The organism is Enterobacter sp. T1-1, assembly GCF_000710795.1.
Taxonomy (GTDB): domain Bacteria; phylum Pseudomonadota; class Gammaproteobacteria; order Enterobacterales; family Enterobacteriaceae; genus Enterobacter; species Enterobacter cloacae.
Window position 1 is genome coordinate 93,493 of the sequence record NZ_JALW01000001.1, and the last position, 17,598, is coordinate 111,090.

Annotated in this window: 16 protein-coding genes and 1 tRNA gene; 5 read left to right on the plus strand and 12 right to left on the minus strand. The window is 55.1% G+C overall.

Annotation, left to right across the window (positions count from 1 at the left end):
* Positions 1-80 precede the first annotated feature (80 nt).
* On the plus strand, positions 81-2,078 hold the full coding sequence (gene mnmC, locus AK59_RS0100425; protein WP_029881745.1) for a bifunctional tRNA (5-methylaminomethyl-2-thiouridine)(34)-methyltransferase MnmD/FAD-dependent 5-carboxymethylaminomethyl-2-thiouridine(34) oxidoreductase MnmC: 1,998 nt from the start codon (positions 81-83) through the stop codon (positions 2,076-2,078).
* A gap of 36 nt (positions 2,079-2,114) precedes the next feature.
* On the opposite strand, the gene AK59_RS0100430 is transcribed toward mnmC, so the two are convergent.
* The 6 genes from AK59_RS0100430 to prmB are packed head-to-tail and all read right to left on the minus strand — an operon-like array spanning position 2,115 to position 6,666.
* A complete protein-coding gene (locus AK59_RS0100430) occupies positions 2,115-2,393 on the minus strand; it encodes a YfcL family protein (RefSeq protein WP_013098147.1) in 279 nt (92 codons plus the stop codon).
* A 13-nt stretch (positions 2,394-2,406) separates the two neighbouring features.
* Positions 2,407-2,952 (minus strand): elongation factor P hydroxylase, encoded by a 546-nt coding sequence (locus AK59_RS0100435; protein ID WP_013098148.1) that lies wholly within the window; start codon positions 2,950-2,952, stop codon positions 2,407-2,409.
* The gene (locus tag AK59_RS0100440; RefSeq protein ID WP_013098149.1) at positions 2,949-3,761 is read right to left on the minus strand and encodes a sulfite exporter TauE/SafE family protein; all 813 of its coding nucleotides are present in this window, start codon (positions 3,759-3,761) and stop codon (positions 2,949-2,951) included. The genes AK59_RS0100435 and AK59_RS0100440 overlap by 4 nt, the downstream gene beginning before the upstream one ends.
* A complete protein-coding gene (gene mepA, locus AK59_RS0100445; protein ID WP_029881746.1) occupies positions 3,761-4,585 on the minus strand; it encodes a penicillin-insensitive murein endopeptidase in 825 nt (274 codons plus the stop codon). Before mepA ends, AK59_RS0100440 begins: the two co-directional genes overlap by 1 nt.
* Positions 4,586-4,587: 2 nt before the next feature.
* A complete protein-coding gene (gene aroC / locus AK59_RS0100450) occupies positions 4,588-5,673 on the minus strand; it encodes a chorismate synthase (protein ID WP_023619788.1) in 1,086 nt (361 codons plus the stop codon).
* A gap of 60 nt (positions 5,674-5,733) precedes the next feature.
* Complete coding sequence (prmB, locus tag AK59_RS0100455; RefSeq protein ID WP_013098152.1) at positions 5,734-6,666, minus strand: 50S ribosomal protein L3 N(5)-glutamine methyltransferase; 933 nt, start codon at positions 6,664-6,666, stop codon at positions 5,734-5,736.
* A gap of 145 nt (positions 6,667-6,811) precedes the next feature.
* On the opposite strand from prmB, the gene smrB reads away from it, so the two are divergent.
* Positions 6,812-7,363, plus strand: coding sequence for an endonuclease SmrB (gene smrB / locus AK59_RS0100460; protein ID WP_013098153.1), 552 nt, complete (start codon positions 6,812-6,814; stop codon positions 7,361-7,363).
* A 46-nt stretch (positions 7,364-7,409) separates the two neighbouring features.
* On the opposite strand, the gene sixA is transcribed toward smrB, so the two are convergent.
* The 4 genes from sixA to AK59_RS0100480 all read right to left on the minus strand — a co-directional run bounded on the left by sixA (position 7,410) and on the right by AK59_RS0100480 (position 12,070).
* On the minus strand, positions 7,410-7,895 hold the full coding sequence (gene sixA, locus AK59_RS0100465; RefSeq protein WP_014832802.1) for a phosphohistidine phosphatase SixA: 486 nt from the start codon (positions 7,893-7,895) through the stop codon (positions 7,410-7,412).
* 208 nt (positions 7,896-8,103) lie between these two features.
* A complete protein-coding gene (fadJ, locus tag AK59_RS0100470; protein ID WP_029881747.1) occupies positions 8,104-10,251 on the minus strand; it encodes a fatty acid oxidation complex subunit alpha FadJ in 2,148 nt (715 codons plus the stop codon).
* Complete coding sequence (fadI, locus tag AK59_RS0100475) at positions 10,251-11,561, minus strand: acetyl-CoA C-acyltransferase FadI (RefSeq protein WP_020690612.1); 1,311 nt, start codon at positions 11,559-11,561, stop codon at positions 10,251-10,253. Before fadI ends, fadJ begins: the two co-directional genes overlap by 1 nt.
* Positions 11,562-11,785: 224 nt before the next feature.
* Complete coding sequence (locus tag AK59_RS0100480; RefSeq protein ID WP_014832805.1) at positions 11,786-12,070, minus strand: YfcZ/YiiS family protein; 285 nt, start codon at positions 12,068-12,070, stop codon at positions 11,786-11,788.
* A gap of 372 nt (positions 12,071-12,442) precedes the next feature.
* Between AK59_RS0100480 and fadL the strand changes: the two genes are divergently transcribed.
* Entirely contained in the window at positions 12,443-13,765 is a 1,323-nt protein-coding gene (fadL, locus tag AK59_RS0100485; protein ID WP_014832806.1) for a long-chain fatty acid transporter FadL, read from the plus strand.
* A 45-nt stretch (positions 13,766-13,810) separates the two neighbouring features.
* Here the strand turns inward: fadL and mlaA are convergent, their stop codons facing one another.
* Positions 13,811-14,563: a phospholipid-binding lipoprotein MlaA gene (gene mlaA, locus AK59_RS0100490; RefSeq protein ID WP_013098159.1), complete on the minus strand. Its 753-nt coding sequence runs from the start codon at positions 14,561-14,563 to the stop codon at positions 13,811-13,813.
* Between the two features lie 315 nt (positions 14,564-14,878).
* Here mlaA and AK59_RS0100495 point away from each other — a divergent pair, with 315 nt between their 5' ends.
* Complete coding sequence (locus AK59_RS0100495; protein ID WP_029881748.1) at positions 14,879-15,808, plus strand: formate/nitrite transporter family protein; 930 nt, start codon at positions 14,879-14,881, stop codon at positions 15,806-15,808.
* Positions 15,809-15,883: 75 nt separating this feature from the next.
* Positions 15,884-15,955 (plus strand) — tRNA-Arg (locus tag AK59_RS0100500).
* A 15-nt stretch (positions 15,956-15,970) separates the two neighbouring features.
* On the opposite strand, the gene AK59_RS0100505 is transcribed toward AK59_RS0100500, so the two are convergent.
* Positions 15,971-17,350: a diguanylate cyclase gene (locus tag AK59_RS0100505; protein WP_013098174.1), complete on the minus strand. Its 1,380-nt coding sequence runs from the start codon at positions 17,348-17,350 to the stop codon at positions 15,971-15,973.
* Positions 17,351-17,598: the final 248 nt, after the last annotated feature.

Below are 17,598 nucleotides of genomic sequence, written 5' to 3' on the forward strand. Positions count from 1 at the left end.
CAGACATTTTCTGCGGAAATTTGCACCGATGGACTCACATCGTTAAGATCGTGCCACTGCCTGTCAGACGAGTAACTTACGTGAAACAAAACGCTATACAACCCGCCAACCTCGAATTCAACGCTGAGGGTACACCTGTTTCCCGAGATTTTGATGACGTCTATTTTTCTAATGATAACGGACTGGAAGAAACCCGCTATGTTTTCCTCGACGGAAATCAGCTCAGCGCACGCTTTCCCGCCCATCCGCGCAGTCTGTTTGTCGTCGCAGAGAGCGGGTTCGGTACCGGCCTGAATTTTTTGACCCTCTGGCAGGCTTTCGACCAGTTTCACGCTGCCCATCCTGAGGCTACGCTACAAAGATTACATTTCATCAGTTTCGAAAAATTTCCACTCACCGCGCACGACCTGCACCTGGCGCACCAGCGCTGGCCGGAGCTTGCCCCTTGGGCTGAACAGCTTCAGGCGCAGTGGCCGCCCGCCATCGGCGGTTGCCATCGTCTGCTGCTGGACGGTGGACGCGTCACGCTGGACTTATGGCTCGGCGATATAAACGAACTGACCGATAAGCTTGATGATTCGATGAACCAGAAGGTGGACGCGTGGTTCCTTGACGGGTTTGCGCCAGCCAAAAACCCGGAGATGTGGAGTCAGCATCTGTTTAGCGCCATGGCGCGTCTGGCGCGGCCTGGCGCAACGCTCGCGACCTTTACCTCGGCGGGGTTTGTCCGCCGCGGCTTACAGGAAGCAGGCTTTACGATGCGAAAAACCAAAGGGTTTGGCCGCAAGCGCGACATGCTGGTCGGGACGATGGAGCAGACGCTGGCGATCCCCGCCCGGGCGCCCTGGTTTGCACGCCGCGCCAGCGCCTCCCGTGAGGTGGCGATAATCGGCGGAGGGATTGCCAGCGCACTGCTTTCGCTCGCGCTTTTACACCGTGGCTGGCAGGTGACGCTCTACTGTGCTGACCCGGCTCCGGCAAACGGCGCCTCCGGCAACCGTCAGGGAGCCCTTTATCCGCTTTTAAGCGCGCACGACCCGGCGCTGTTCCAGTTTTTCCCCGCGGCCTTTACCTTCGCCCGTCGCGTATACGACACTCTTCCGGTGGCATTCGACCATGACTGGTGCGGCGTGACGCAGCTCGGCTGGGATGAAAAGAGCCAGCAAAAAATCGCGCAGATGCTGTCGCTGGGCCTGCCGGAAGAGATTGCCCGCGCGGTAAGTGCGCAAACGGTGACAGACACCACAGGCGTTGAGACAGGCTGTGGCGGTATTCAGTATCCGCTCGGCGGCTGGCTGTGCCCTGCCGAACTGACCACTGCGGCGATTACCCTGGCACAGTCACGCGGGTTGACGGTGCATTATGCTCATAAGGTTGCATCGCTTAGCCGGACAGCCCACTGGACCCTGCGCTTTGCCGATGGCAAAGAGGCCACGCATGTCACCGTTGTGCTGGCAAACGGACATCACATCAGTCAGTTTGTCCAGACAGAGACATTGCCCGTTTATCCGGTTGGCGGCCAGGTGAGCCATATTCCGACCGCGCCTGCACTGAGCCAACTGCGCCAGGTGCTGTGCTATGACGGCTACCTGACGCCGCAAAATCCGTCTAACGCTCATCACTGCATTGGTGCCAGTTACCATCGCGGTGAAACAGACACGCATTACCGCGAGGAGGATCAGCAGCAAAACCGCCAGCGCCTGATTGACTGCTTCCCGGACGCGGCGTGGGCGAGAGAGGTTGACGTCAGCGAGGGCGAAGCGCGCTGCGGCGTACGCTGCGCCACCCGCGATCATCTGCCCATGGCGGGAAATGTACCGGACTATGAGGCAACGCTTGATGCGTATCAGGATCTGGCTGAACACAAGGAGACGGCTGTGGTCTCACCGGTCTATCCGGAGCTGTTTATGCTGGGCGGGCTGGGCTCGCGCGGGTTATGTTCTGCACCACTGCTGGCGGAAGCGTTAGCCGCGCAAATGAGCGATGAGCCCATTCCGCTGGACAGCACCACGCTCGCAGGGCTGAATCCGAATCGTTTGTGGGTGCGGAAATTGCTGAAGGGGAAGCAGGTTAAATAGGGTGCCCTCTCCCACCGGGAGAGGGAGGTGAAACGCTTACTTCGCTTTCGCCTGCTGGAACAGGTTGTCCCACATACCCAGCACCAGAGACTGGTCGCGGGGAGAAAGCTCGCCCGCCTGGATGGCTTTTTCCAGGCTGCGGCTCACTTCATCATGAATGGCCTCGGCAGAGTGATCGTCCCCGGCTTCCAGCTCGGCAACGGCCAGCGTCAGGTGACCACGCAGATAACCGCTGGCGAACAGCTCATCATCACTGGCGTGTTCCACCATGTCATCAATTAACGCCAGAATGCGTGATTCAAATTCTGCGATCATCTTCTTTCCTCTGTTAAAGATCTTCCGGCCACGGGAAGCATTCCGCCGTGATCTCCGGCGTATGGTAATAATTCTGTAAAGCCTTGATCAGGCGTGCCGGGCGTTCCGGGATGCCTTTCTCAAGATACTCCATCACCTGCGCATGTACGCGGCGCTGGAAGAGAATACGGTCTGGCTCGAAATCCCCTTCGAGATTGTCACAGCTGACGTTGAACGGGAAACCCGCCGCCACGCAGAACAGCCACTCCAGCGCCTGCGGTTTGACTTCCACATCTTCAAACTGACCCTGCGTGGCCGCGTCACGTCCGTCCGGACAGTACCAGTAACCAAAGTCCACCAGCTCGCGACGCGCTTTTCCCGCAATGCACCAGTGTGAAATCTCATGCAGGCCACTGGCGTAAAAACCATGCGCAAACACGATGCGGTTATAGGGCACCTCTGCATCAGCAGGAAGATAGATCGGTTCGTCGTCGCCTTTAATCAGACGGGTATTAAAATCATCAGCAAAACAGCCGTCAAAAATCTCAATCAGCTGTTCATAGTTATGCGTACTGTTCATGCGTTCATCCCCAGCCAGGTGAGGATCTCCTGTCCATGGCTGTCATAAAGAAGCTTGGCGCTCATCACCGCCGAGACGATGACGATCATCGGGCGAATCAGCTTCTGTCCTTTGCTTAATACCAGACGCGAGCCCGCGCGCGCGCCTAAAAACTGCCCCGCCATCATCACAAACCCGGTTGCCCAGATAACCTTGCCGCCGATGATAAACAGCAGCAGACCGCCGACGTTCGAGGTGGCATTCAGCACTTTAGCGTGGGCGGTAGATTTGGCGAGGTTAAATCCGGCCAGCGTGACAAACGCCAGGGCATAGAACGACCCGGCGCCTGGGCCAAAGAAGCCATCGTAAAACCCGACGCAGCCGCCTGCGATAAGCGCGAACGGCAGACCATGCAGCCGACGCTGCCTGTCCTCTTCACCAAGCTTTGGCATCAGCAGAAAGTAGAGGCCAATACAGATGACCAGCACCGGCAGGATCTGACGCAGAATGTCAGACTGTACGTGCTGAACCAACAGCGCACCGGAGGTTGAGCCGATGAAGGTCATCAGAATATTGAGCTTCTGGTCGGCAAGATTAACCACCTTACGGCGAATAAAATAGAGCGACGCAGAAAGGGACCCGCCGCAGGCCTGAAGCTTGTTGGTGGCAAGCGCCTGAGCCGGGCTCATGCCCGCCGCCAGCAGCGCCGGAACGGTAAGCAATCCGCCACCGCCCGCGAGGGCATCGATAAAACCGGCCAGCATTGCCACAAAGAACAGCACCACCAGCAGCAGCGGTGACACCATAAACAGGTCGACGAAATTATCCATTAAAGTACATGCTCATCCAGTAGCGCCTGGCAGGAAGGCGGCAACGGAGGCGGTGTCTTCTTCTCAGGCTTAGAGGTTCCAGGTTTTGCCGGTTCAAACCAGCTTTGCAGTTCCGCACCGCAGCCATCGCCTGGCGGTGGTAGCGGCTGATCTTCACATTCCAGACTGTTTGCCGGGCAGCGCAGACGTACGTGCATATGCGCACGATGCTGGAACCACGGACGCACTTTGCGCAGCCAGTCGCGATCGGTTCCCTCATCCAGGCAGAGCTGCTGCTTGATGGCCGGGTTAACGAAGATCCGCGTGACCTCGTTGTCCTTCGCTGCCAGCTTAATCAGGCTGAAAACATCCGGGGTCCACAGCGACGGCACAACGCTTTTGCCGTCGCGCGCCACCAGATCCAGCGCCTGCGGCTTCAGCAGTTGGGCCGAGGTCCAGCGCGTTTTAGGCAACTGCAGGAAAATATCCACATCCAGCCCGGTCTGGTGACTGGCGTGCCCACCGTTGAAACGACCGCCAGCAGGCATACCCATATCGCCAATCAGCATCGTACCCAGCCCCAGGTTATGCACCTGGTTACCCAGACGCTGGATAAACAGCACCAGATCCGGGTGGCCGAAGTAACGACGCTGGTCGGTACGCATCACCTGATAAGTATCCGACTGCAGAGGAAGTTCCTGCGCACCAACGATACAGCCATTGGAGAACGCACCAATCGACTGCGCGCTTCCCGCCACCGGGTGAGTGATTTTTTGCCATGGCGTGGCGGCCAGACTGGCCCCACTGGCGAGTAGCGCCAGCAGAACAATTGCGGTTTTTTTCATAGTTACCAGCGTGGAATGGTGGTCGTCACATCCGCATTCTGCGCACGCTGGCGCAGGAAGTGATCCATCAACACGATTGCCAGCATGGCTTCTGCGATCGGCACCGCGCGGATCCCGACACACGGATCGTGACGTCCTTTGGTGATCATCTCAACTTCTTCACCAGAGCGGTTAATTGTGTGGCCCGGCACGGTAATGCTGGACGTTGGCTTCAGCGCGATATTGGCAATAATTTGCTGCCCGCTGCTGATGCCGCCGAGAATGCCACCCGCATGATTGCTCTGGAAGCCCTCTTTTGTAATTTCGTCACGGTTCTGGCTGCCGCGAAGCTGAACCACGTCAAAACCGTCGCCAATTTCGACGCCCTTCACTGCATTGATGCTCATCAGCGCGTGGGCAATGTCCGCGTCCAGACGGTCAAATACAGGCTCACCCCAGCCTGGCGGTACGCCGTCAGCCACCACGGTCACTTTTGCACCGATAGAGTCGCCCTCTTTTTTCAGGCCACGCATCAGCTCGTCCAGCGCCTCCAGTTTCTCAACATCAGCACAGAAGAACGGGTTTTGTTCAACCTGCTCCCAGTCTTTAATGGCCAGCGGAATGTCACCCATCTGGGTCAGGCAACCGCGGATCACGATGCCAAATTTCTGCTGCAGGTATTTCTTAGCAATCGCCCCTGCGGCGACGCGCATCGCAGTTTCACGGGCGGAGGAGCGTCCACCGCCGCGATAGTCGCGAAAACCGTACTTTTGTTCGTAGGTGTAGTCAGCGTGGCCCGGACGGAACACATCTTTGATGGCACCGTAGTCCTGAGAACGTTGGTCGGTGTTTTCAATCAGCAGACCAATACTGGTCCCGGTGGTACGGCCTTCAAAAACGCCTGAGAGAATTTTGACCTGGTCCGGCTCGCGACGCTGCGTGGTGTAGCGAGAGGTGCCCGGACGACGACGGTCAAGGTCGTGCTGTAAATCGGCTTCGGTGAGTTCGATGCCTGGCGGTACGCCGTCAACAATACAGCCCAGTGCCAGCCCGTGCGACTCACCAAAGGTGGTCACGCGGAATATTTGTCCAATACTGTTTCCTGCCATCACGGCTCCGATGTCGTTATTTGTGTGTGAGCGTTGTGAAACGGGCCGAAGCCCGCTGGATTAATCTTTGTAGATGCTGAAATGTTCGCGCGCGTCGAGCAGCTGCGCTTTGGTCAGCATAAAGACGCCGTCACCGCCGTTGTCGAACTCGAGCCAGGTGAACGGCACATCCGGGTACTGCTCTATCAGATGTACCATGCTGTTGCCCACTTCACAAATCAGAACGCCGTCGTCGGTCAGATAATCCGGTGCGCAGGCCAGAATGCGACGGGTCAGCTTCAGGCCGTCAGAACCCGATGCCAGGCCCAATTCTGGCTCGTGACGATATTCGTTCGGCAGATCGGACATATCTTCCGCATCCACGTACGGCGGGTTGGTTACGATCAGATCGTACTGCAGCGTCGGCAGGTCACGGAACAGATCGGAGCGGATAGGCGTAACATGGTGGATCAGCCCGTGTTCTTCAATGTTGTGCTCGGTTACCGCCAGTGCGTCGGTGGAGATGTCCACCGCGTCCACTTCCGCTTCCGGGAAGGCATAAGCGCAGGCAATGGCAATGCAGCCGCTGCCGGTACACATATCCAGAATGTGCTGCGGTTGACGGTTAATCAGCCCTTCGAAGTGGTTGTTGATCAGCTCACCAATCGGCGAGCGCGGCACCAGCACGCGTTCATCAACATAGAATTCGTGACCGCAGAACCAGGCTTTGTTGGTCAGATAGGCTACCGGAATACGCTCGTTCACGCGGCGGATCACACGCTCAACGATGCGGTGCTTTTCGCTGGAGGTCAGACGCGCGGTGCGCATGTCTTCCGGAATATCGAGCGGCAGGTAGAGAGAAGGCAGCACCAGTTGAACAGCTTCATCCCACGGGTTATCCGTGCCGTGTCCGTACCAGATATTGGCGGCGCTGAAGCGGCTAACCGACCAGCGCAACATGTCCTGTATGGTATGCAGCTCGTTTACTGCTTCATCGACAAAAATTTTATCCACTCTTTCCTCCAGGGCATGCTCGCATAATTTTCGGCGGCTAGTTTGCCATGAAGACGGCGATAAATCAGCAATGACGCGTACCGCTTGAGGTTAAAAAATGCGTTTAGTCGGGTACACTATCGGAAATACGAGATGAGAACGACGAATGAAAAAGAAAACATCGCTCAGCGAGGAGGATCAGGCGCTCTTCCGTCAGCTCATGACCGGGACGCGTCAAATCAAGCAGGACACGATTGTCCACCGGCCGATGCGCAAAAAAGTCAGCGAAGTACCGGTCAAAAGGCTATTGCAGGAGCAGGCGGATAATAGCCACTATTTTTCCGATGAGTTTCAGCCGCTGCTTAACACGCAGGGTGCGGTCAAGTACGTTCGCGAAGATGTCAGCCACTTTGAGCTGAAAAAATTACGCCGGGGAGATTATTCACCCGAGCTGTTTCTCGATTTGCATGGTTTGACGCAGATGCAGGCGAAACAGGAGCTGGGGGCGTTGATTGCCGCCTGTCGCCGCGAACATGTGTTTTGTGCCTGCGTGATGCACGGTCACGGTAAACATGTTCTTAAGCAACAAACGCCGCTGTGGCTGGCTCAGCATCCACACGTGATGGCGTTTCATCAGGCGCCCAAAGAGTACGGCGGAGATGCCGCCTTGCTGGTGTTGATTGAAGTTGAAGAGTGGCAACCGCCAGAACTGCCCTGAGAACATGGCGGGAGGCATAGTGGCTCCCGCCTTATCGCACGTCACCTCAGATTGCTTTCGCCATCCGGAGATTGCATGGACTCATTTGCCAGTTGAAGACCCCTTTGCCGGTTTCGTCGAGGGTGACGTTGGCAATGGCGGAGGTTGTAAACATCGGTGGCGTCTCGCCCGGGCACAGTTCAGATACCAGATAGCCAACCAGTGGCAGGTGGGAAATGACCAGTGCAGAAGCGACACCTTCATTGCACAGCGCCTGCAGGTAGGCACTGACAAGGCCGACATCACCACACGGCGTGAGTTCAGGGAGAACATCCACGCTGGTCGGCAGGTTCATACACTCCCCTACCACATCCAGCGTCTGTTCAGCACGCAGGAACGGACTCACCAGAACGCGTTCAATGTCCACTTTTTGACCTTTAAGCCAGTTCGCCATCTGACGAGATTCGTCGCAGCCGCAGACGGTTAAAGGACGTACTGAGTCACTGGCGGCATCGAGTGCCGCGTCGCCGTGACGCATGATAAAAACTTGCATATTGCACCGCTTTTGTTAACCAGAATCACCGGCGTTAACTACCCGCGATTGATGCTTGAGGTAGAAAACCCGATGGCCGGGCATTGTGCCTGATCCATTCGGTGAATGAAACGCTGTTTTTTACCTCAATGGCGTAAGTATAGTCAATCTCTGTTTACAAAATCGCCAAATCAGATTCATTCACCGCCGGATTTACCCTTCTTTGACCTCAACTTACGAGGACAGTTTCCCTTGCTGGCCAAAATGTCTGGCCCCGTTCCGCCATCTGCAATAATTCGTCACAGGGTGTAAACCGGGGACCATACTGCGTGGCAAGACGTTGCAGAATCGCAACCACTTCACCCGCTCCGAGGGTGTCCATGTAACGGAACGGGCCGCCAAGGAACGGCGGGAAACCAATACCAAATACGGCGCCAATATCGCCATCGCGTGCGCTTTTAATCACCTGCTCGCCAAAACAGCGTGCGGCTTCATTAAGCATCATCATCACACAGCGTTCAGCACACTGAACGGCAGACAGTTTCGCCTGTCCGGTTGTTGGGATAAGCCCATAGACCGAAGGGTCGACCTGTTTCTTGCTTTTACGCCCTTTTGCACCGTAAAGATAGAAACCGCGTTCATTTTTTCTGCCTTTGCGATCGTCCTTCAAAATTGCAGAAACAATGTTTGCAGGCGGGCTAAAACGCTCGCCGTATGCGGCCTCCAGCACAGGTATAATTTTAGTGCCGGTGTCTATTCCTACCTCATCCAAAAGTTGGATGGGCCCAACGGGGAAACCAAACTTGACCAGCGCCTCGTCGACGTGTTCGATCTTCTCCCCTTCCACCAGCAGGCGCATCGCTTCGTTGATATACGGCGCCAGAATGCGGTTGACGTAGAAACCCGCTTTATCCGCCACGACGATCGGGGTTTTGCCCTGCTTTTTCGCCAGTTTCACTACCGTAGAGACAGTCTGCGGGCTGGTTGACGCGTGTGGAATAACCTCAACCAGCGGCATTTTTTCAACCGGACTAAAAAAGTGCAGGCCAATCACCTGCTCAGGACGCGCGGCTTTCGCTGCGATATCACCAATCGGTAATGAAGAGGTGTTCGAGGCGAAAATCGTGTGCGGCGCACAATGTTGCTCAACGTCCGCAACCATCTGCTGCTTAAGCGCCAGGTCTTCAAACACCGCTTCAATCACCAGATCGCGATGGGCAAAACCACGGTAGTCCGTAGTGCCGCTGATCATGGCCACGGTTTTATCCCGCTCGCTTGCCTTGATATGGCGGCGTTTAACCTTCCGATCAAGGTTCTGCCAGCTGTACTGCAGCGCGTGGTTGATCCCTTTCGGGTTGATGTCTTTGATACGTACGGGCAATTTGGCTTTGCTGGCTGTGACAAACGCAATACCACCGCCCATCAGTCCGCCCCCGAGGACGCCAACAGCATTGAGCGGCGCAGGTTCAGCGTCACTGCCCGGATCTTTTTTAACGTCAGTGCTGGCAAAGAAGATGCTGCGCAACGCCTGCGATTGCGGCGTCATCGCCAGTTCACCAAAGGCTTTTGCCTCTGCGGCATAACCGCTGCTGCTGCCCTGCGACAACCCGGTTTCAATCACCTCAAGAATGCGCTTCGCCGCCGGATAGTTGCCTTTGGTCTTTTGTTCGGTTTTCTTGCCCACCATGCTAAACAGCAGCGCCCGCCCCAGCGGCCCGGCCAGGACGCGCTCACGTACCGGCAGAACACGTCTTGCCTGACGTCCCTTCAGCGCCAGCTCTACGGCGGCTTCCAGCAAAATGGAATGCGGAACGACGTCATCAACCAGCCCCGCTTTCAGCGCCTGACGGGCGCGCAGCTGTTTGCCGGTTAAGATCATCTCCAGCGCTGTACTAACGCCAACCAGCCGCGGCAGACGCTGCGTTCCACCGGAGCCGGGAAGCAGCCCAAGCTGTACTTCCGGCAACCCAAGAACGGTTTTCGCGTCGTCAGTACAAATACGACTGTGACAGGCCAGCGCCAGCTCCAGCCCACCGCCCAGGCATGCACCGTGGATCGCGGCGATCGCCGGGATCGGCAGCGAATGGATCTCTGCCATCACCTGCTGCCCCTGGCGCGCCAGCTCTTCCGCCTCCTGCGCGCTTTGCGCCCGGGCGATCATGTTGATATCGGCCCCGGCAATAAAGTTGTCTGGCTTTGCCGAGATAAACACCAGGCCGCGAATCGCTTTGTTCTCGCGGATCTGCTTTAACATCTCGCGCACCTGAACGCCAAATTCCGCCTTCAGGGTATTCATCTTTTCGTCGGGGACATCAATGGTAATCACAGCCACGTTATCGAGGCGAACCGTCAGATTAAATGCAGATGCCATTGCCATTATTCAGCCTCCAGAACCATTGCTGCCCCAAGACCGCCCGCCGCGCAGGCGGTGACGAGGCCAAAACCGCCGCCACGGCGACGTAACTCATGTAATGTTTGGGTGATCATCCTTGCGCCCGTTGCCGCAAACGGATGACCGTAGGCGATAGAGCCGCCCAGTACGTTAAATTTGCTTTGGTCCACTTCTCCAGTGGCATGGGCGCGGCCAAGCACATCGCGAGCAAAACGTTCGCTGGCCAGTAGCTGGACGTTGGCCAGGGTTTGTGCGGCAAAGGCCTCGTGCATATCAATCAGCGTTAAATCAGCGAGGGTCAACCCTGCGCGATCCAGCGCCAGCGGCGTGGACCAGGCCGGGCCTAACAGCATGTCCTGCCAGACGTCGATCGCCGTGAACGCGTAGCTGCGCAGATAACCGAGCGGGGTAAGGCCCAGCTCTTTGGCTCGCGATTCGGTCATCAGGATCACCGCGGCAGCACCATCGGTCAGCGGAGTACTGTTGGCGGCCGTAACGGTGCCGTGTTTGCGGTCGAATGCCGGACGCAGTCTGGCATAGTCCGCCAGCGTCGAGGTGCCACGAATGTTGTTATCTTCCACCAGCGGTTCGCGGTAAGGCGGGATATACGCGGTCATCACCTCGTCGTTAAGTTTGCCTTCCGACCAGGCTTTCGCCGCCAGCTGATGGGAACGGTGAGCCAGCGCATCCTGCTGCTCCCGGGTAATGCCGTAGGTTTTGGCCATCTGCTCGGCGGTGTCGCCCATGCGCAGGCCGGTGGAGTATTCAGCCACCGCAGGTGGAACCGGCATCAGGTCACGAAGGCGTAAACGCGAGAAGAGTTTAAGTTTTTGCCCGGCGGTGCGCGCTTTATTTGCATCCACCAGAATGCGGGCCAGCTTTTTACTGACCCCTATCGGCAGCACGGAGGATGAGTCTGCCCCGCCGGCGATCCCGGCGCGGATGGTGCCCGCCATCAGGCTTTCGGCCACGTTTGCCACTGCCTGAAAGCTGGTTGCACACGCACGGCTGACGCTGTAAGCATCCGTATGCACGTTCATTCCGGTGCCAAGGACAATTTCTCGTGCAATGTTCGGGGCTTCTGGCATCTGAACAACCTGGCCAAAAACCAGCTGCTCAATGACGTCAGGCGGTATTTCGCTGCGAGCCAGCATCTCCCCCACCACCATTTTCCCCAGGTCAACGGCCGGTATGCCGTGAAACGCTGTCGCCTGACGCGCAAACGGCGTACGCAATCCACTGACAATGGCAATGCGGTCACCTTGTCGGGTGATAAGCGGTAATGCCTGACTCATAACATTCCCCTGTAAAAATTTTGCAAACATAAAGTGGTCTGACCTGATAAATAGTCTTAACCATTTTTTTACATTCAGCCAATTGGGGAAACGAAAAAATGCGAACTAAAACACAGAGAAGAAAAAAGAAAATGCCCCGAGGTAAAAACAAAACGGTAACCCAGAGGTTACCGTTTTGAGTGTTTGCACCCTCACCCGTAGGAGAGGGCATCAGGCCGCGGAGATTAACGCAGACCGAGTTGGAAAATCAGCGTTTCAGCTTCGCAGGCGAAGACAAAGTCGATATCCAGCTTCACGCCGCCGTCCACTTCCGTGAAGGTGGACTTGATTTCACACGGATCGGATTCTACGTCGCGCGCGCGCTTGCTCAGCGCCGCCAGGGTTTCTTCCGCTTCGGCACGGTTGGTGAACACGCGGCTGTAAGAGGCGGTGCAATCGGAGTTGTCCATGATGGTACCAACATCCATACAGCAGCAAACCGGGGTTTCATCAGCACTGCATTTACTCATATCTCAATTTCCTCTGTATTCGCGCAGGACGCGAGACAAACACGATGCTGATATTTTACGCCCCGATGCAGACGCTCTCCAGCCGTTAATGGCGCAAAACGGGATAAGTGACCAATATCACACTAAAAAATGATCTAAAACAAAATTCGCCCTTTTGGGTGAGTCGGGATGGTCACATTTTTGCCAACCAGATCTCGTTTCAAGAAACATGTTTGAAAATATTAATAAACAAACTTGCAACATTCTAGCTGGTCAGACCTATACTCTGGCCACTGGTCTGATTTGTATGTCATACCTCAGACCCTACACTTCGCGCTCCTGTTACGGTATGTAACAATTATTGAATAAAAATAACTCAATGAGGTTATGGTCATGAGCCAGAAAACCCTGTTCAACAAGACTGCGCTGGCAGTCGCAGTGGCAATCGTCTCTACGTCCGCCTGGTCAGCGGGCTTCCAGTTAAACGAATTTTCTTCCTCTGGCCTTGGCCGTGCGTATTCCGGGGAAGGTGCAATTGCTGATGATGCAGGTAACGCCAGTCGTAACCCTGCGCTGATCATGATGTTTGATCGCCCAACGTTCTCAGCGGGCGCCATCTTTGTTGATCCGGGTGTGGATATTACGGGCCGTTCCCCAAGCGGAGCCAGCCTGAATTCCGATAACATCGCGCCAACGGCATGGGTGCCAAACCTGCACTTCGTCGCGCCAATCAACGACCAGTTTGGCTGGGGTGCATCCGTAACCTCTAACTATGGTTTAGCGACCGAGTTTAATAACGACTACGCAGCAGGAGCCTATGGCGGTAAAACCGACCTTGAGACTCTGAACCTGAACCTGAGCGGTGCTTACCGTCTGAACAGTAACTGGAGCTTCGGCGTTGGCTTTGATGCCGTTTACGCTAAAGCGAAAATCGAACGTTACGCGGGCGATCTCGGCAAAATCGTTGCGGGCTCCGGCGCACTGCCGCCGCCTCTGGCACAACAGGTTGCAGGGATCCCGGCAGACACCCAGATCGCCTATCTGAAGGGTGACGAGTGGGGCTTTGGCTGGAACGCCGGTATCCTTTATGAACTCGATAAAAACAACCGTTACGGTTTCACCTACCGTTCCGAAGTGAAAATCGACTTTGACGGCGACTACAAGAGCAGCCTGCCTTCTGCTTATAACCAGATCCTCGGCACCTTCGGCCTGCCAATGGGCACCGATGGCCGTACCACTGGCGGTTCTCTGAGCCTGCACTTACCGGAAATGTGGGAATTGTCCGGTTATAACCGCGTGGCACCACAGTGGGCGATTCACTATAGCCTGACCTACACCAGCTGGAGCCAGTTCCAGGAGCTGAAAGCGACCAACAGCAAAGGCGACACGCTGTTCTATAAAGATGAAAGCTTCCGTGATGCCTACCGCATCGCGCTGGGTACCACCTACTATATGGATGACAACTGGACGTTCCGTACCGGTATTGCCTTCGATGATAGCCCGGTTCCGGCTGACAAACGTTCTATCTCCATTCCGGATCAGGACCGCTTCTGGCTGAGCGCCGGTGCGACCTATGCATTCAACAAAGATGCCTCTGTCGATGCAGGTGTTTCGTATATGCACGGTCAAAAAGTCAGCTTCAAGGAAGGTCCGTATGAGTTCTCTTCCGAAGGTAAAGCCTGGCTGTATGGCCTGAACTTCAACTACGCGTTCTAATTCGCGCAGGGATCAAAAAAGGTGAGCATCGCTCACCTTTTTTATTTATTCCGAATCGATATCTTTTAATTCGTTCTCGATTGCCTTCGCGTTTGGATTCTCTTCCGGCTTCAGCTTGCCACCATTGGCAATAAAGTCATGATTCTGGAAGTAAGCTTCACGCACCATGATGTATGGATCGGAAGACTGACGCAGCAGACCGTCGGAATCGAGCAGTTGCGCACGTGTTTCAATCCCTTCTACCGTCCATTTACCAATCGACAGCGGCCAGGTCAGCCACGAAAGAACCGGATACAGCGTATCCACCATATCACCGCCATCATCACGCACGGTGAAGCTGCCATAGAACGGCAGATGAACGTACGGGCCGTAACCGACGCCATAATGACCCAGCGTACTCCCGAAGCGGTGCGGCTGTTCACGCTGCAGTTTCGGGTTCGCCATGCCGGCGACATCGATAAAGCCCCCCATCCCCAGCAGGGAGTTCAGGAAGAAGCGAGTAAAGTGCACCATCCCCTGATACGGATCGCCTTGCAGGAAGTAGTTGACCATCACCGCTGGCTCTTCAAGGTTACTGGTGAAATTGCTCAACCCGTTACGCGCAGGCTGGGGAACATAATCACGCCATGCAACCGCCACCGGGCGAACCACATACGGATCCAGCACGTTATAGTTGAAGCTATACATTGAGCGGTTAAATCCTTCGAGAGGATCGGAGCGTCCCGTTTGCTCCCCGGAGCTGGCGCAGCCCACAAGCATCGTCGCGCCCAGCGCAAGCGCCGACAGCCGAAGTTTCATAAAATTCTCCCTGTTCAGTATGGCTATCGTTGATTGCCATCCGTAACGGAGCATTTGATGCTCCGTCTGTAAACGTGCAAGTGATTGTATCAGCACGTTTACCGATGTCTATGAGCACAATTACGGGTAGTAACCACCGTCACTCTGATCTCAGCATAGCCTGTCTTTTAGAATTCGTTTCGCTGGCAATTTTATAATGGCTTTGAATGAGATGTCTCACCTTTGTTGCCATAACCCTCACTTTAAGAGCATCCCCACGGGCATTTTGTTAAAAGCCGCTACGCTTAAAAGAAAGAACACCCAACTGGAGCGGTTATGAAAGACGTGGGCGAAGAGAAAATTGGCGAGAGCAATGAAGAACTTGAAATTGAGAGCGAGGAAAAAGAGCGCGGTGAAAAGATAGAGATTGATGAAGATCGCCTTCCCTCCCGTGCTATGGCGATCCATGAACATATCCGTCAGGATGGGGAAAAGGAGATGGAGCGCGATGCCATGGCCCTGCTGTGGTCCGCTATCGCGGCAGGCCTCTCGATGGGGGCATCGCTACTTGCGAAGGGCATTTTCCATGTGCAGCTTGAAGGTGTACCCGGTGGCTTTTTGCTGGAGAATCTGGGCTACACCTTCGGCTTTATCATCGTCATTATGGCCCGCCAGCAGCTTTTTACTGAAAACACCGTTACCGCCGTTCTGCCTGTCATGCAAAACCCGACTCTGGGTAACTTTGGCTTACTGATGCGTCTGTGGAGCGTGGTCCTGCTGGGCAACCTTATCGGCACAGGTATCGCCGCCTGGGCGTTTGAATATATGCCGATATTTGATGAACCCACCCGGGATGCGTTTGTGAAAATCGGTATGGATGTGATGAAAAACACGCCCGTGGAGATGTTCTCTAACGCCATTATCTCTGGCTGGATTATCGCGACAATGGTCTGGATGTTCCCTTCCGCAGGCAGCGCCAAAATTGTGGTAATCATATTAATGACGTGGCTGATTGCGCTGGCCGACACCACCCATATCGTGGTGGGTACTGTAGAAATCCTCTATCTGGTGTTTAACGGCACGCTTCACTGGACCGATTTCTTCTGGCCATTTGCACTGCCCACGCTTGCGGGCAACATCTGCGGCGGAACCTTTATTTTTGCGCTGTTGAGTCATGCCCAGATCCGTAACGACATGTCTAATAAGCGTAAAGCCGAGATGAAAGCGCAGGAAAATGATGAAAAGTCGGCAAATAAATCGGCCTGAATGGTGACTCTTTGAGCAGTCGGGCGGCAATGCGCTTAACGCAAAGTGTAAATAACGGTATACTCGTGCCGCCTCGTCCCCTTAGTTAAATGGATATAACGAGCCCCTCCTAAGGGCTAGTTGCAGGTTCGATTCCTGCAGGGGACACTTTGATAGTAAACATCACTGCGCTTTCCATAACTCCACGCAGTTTCGCCCCCGTCGTTTTGCCCCATACAACGCCTCATCCGCAGCCTGAATCAGACGTTCGTAGTCAGGATGACCATTAAACATGGCCGCCCCAATCGAAAGCGACAACGGTATCGGCTCGCCAGTCGGGGAATGAACCTTAATTTTTTCCACGCGTCGGCGGATCCGCTCGGCAATGCGCAGGGTATCGGCTTCGGTGATTTCCGTTAGCACAATCAAAAACTCATCTCCGCCGTAGCGGAAGACATAGTCACAGGTGCGAACGTTGTCATAAAACGCCCCGGCAACCTTTCTTAATATTTCATCTCCCGTGTTGTGCCCCCAGGTATCGTTGATTTGCTTGAACTTATCGACATCAATAAGCAACACCGACAGCGGCGTACCAGAACGACTTGCCTGGGTAATTTCACGTTTAAAAATGGTTGGCAGGAAGCGACGGTTGAGCAGACGCGTGAGCACATCCACGCCCACCTCGTGCCGGGCTACCTCATCAAACAGCTCATGCAGCAGGGTCACGATTTGCGAGAAGGTCGTTCGCGTCAGCCGCAAAAATTGCACCTGCCGCAGCCTGTCGTGAAGGGCATCGTCTGTCTGACGAACGTCATGAAAAGCCGCGTCGAACTCCTGGATGAGACGAGAGATATGCCCTGCTTCGGCAATACCACTGAAGTAGTGACGTCCCTTATGACTGAACCACAGCCCAAAGTCGGACTGCCCGAGCGGCCGGCTATTGTCGATGCTGGAGTCCAGCATCACTTTATAGAGCAGCGACAGTTCCCACGTCAGTAATGCGGCGGTCTGCCGCTCCTTCTCGACTTCCGCATTTTCCATCAGCGAGAAGATTCGATAGTTCTCGTCCTCTTTTGCCGCATTGTTCTCGCTGAAGACATAGGCGCGCGACATCACCTCCATTGCCAGATCAATGCTGTTAATGGCGTAGTGATAGATGCTTAACTTGGTCTCAGAAGGGTGTGGTGTGGCATTAATAAGGGGTAACAACAGCTTTTTCAGGATCCGAAAACCCATCTCAACCAGGTCGACTGATATACCTATTCGGGCGTGAACATCGGCGGCGCGCTGCTGAGCCCGCATCTGTTCATCAACCTGTTCAACCCGGCAGGAGAGAACATCAACAAGCCAACGGCGCAGCGCTTCCTGCAGCTGCCTTTCAACCTGCTCAGTGGTCAGAAACTCCGCTGCATGAGGGTCGGCCAGGACCACACGATAAAACTCCGTAATCAGACCAGAAGCATGATCGCTGGCCAGTTGCGCAGTAAGTTGATGAACGAGGGGATCCGTTTCATTGATTAACTGAATCCACTCATCCCTTACGGTTTGTAAATAGGTTTCCATTTACACCCTCCAGGGGAGATCGTTAGCTTGTCCGACGGGAATGAGCGCACGGATTCACCGTCTGGCATGCGTGATAATCAACAACAGCAACAAAATCAACACCCTTTCCAGGTGCCGCTTTTTTAATCAAAAACGAGTAATAGCACATATCGTATAACGGTGCTACATTACGCCGCCCACCCAACGTCAGCAGTGGTCAGGCAACGCCGTAAAGATCGGTAAAGCCTGCAACCATGACCTTGTCCAAC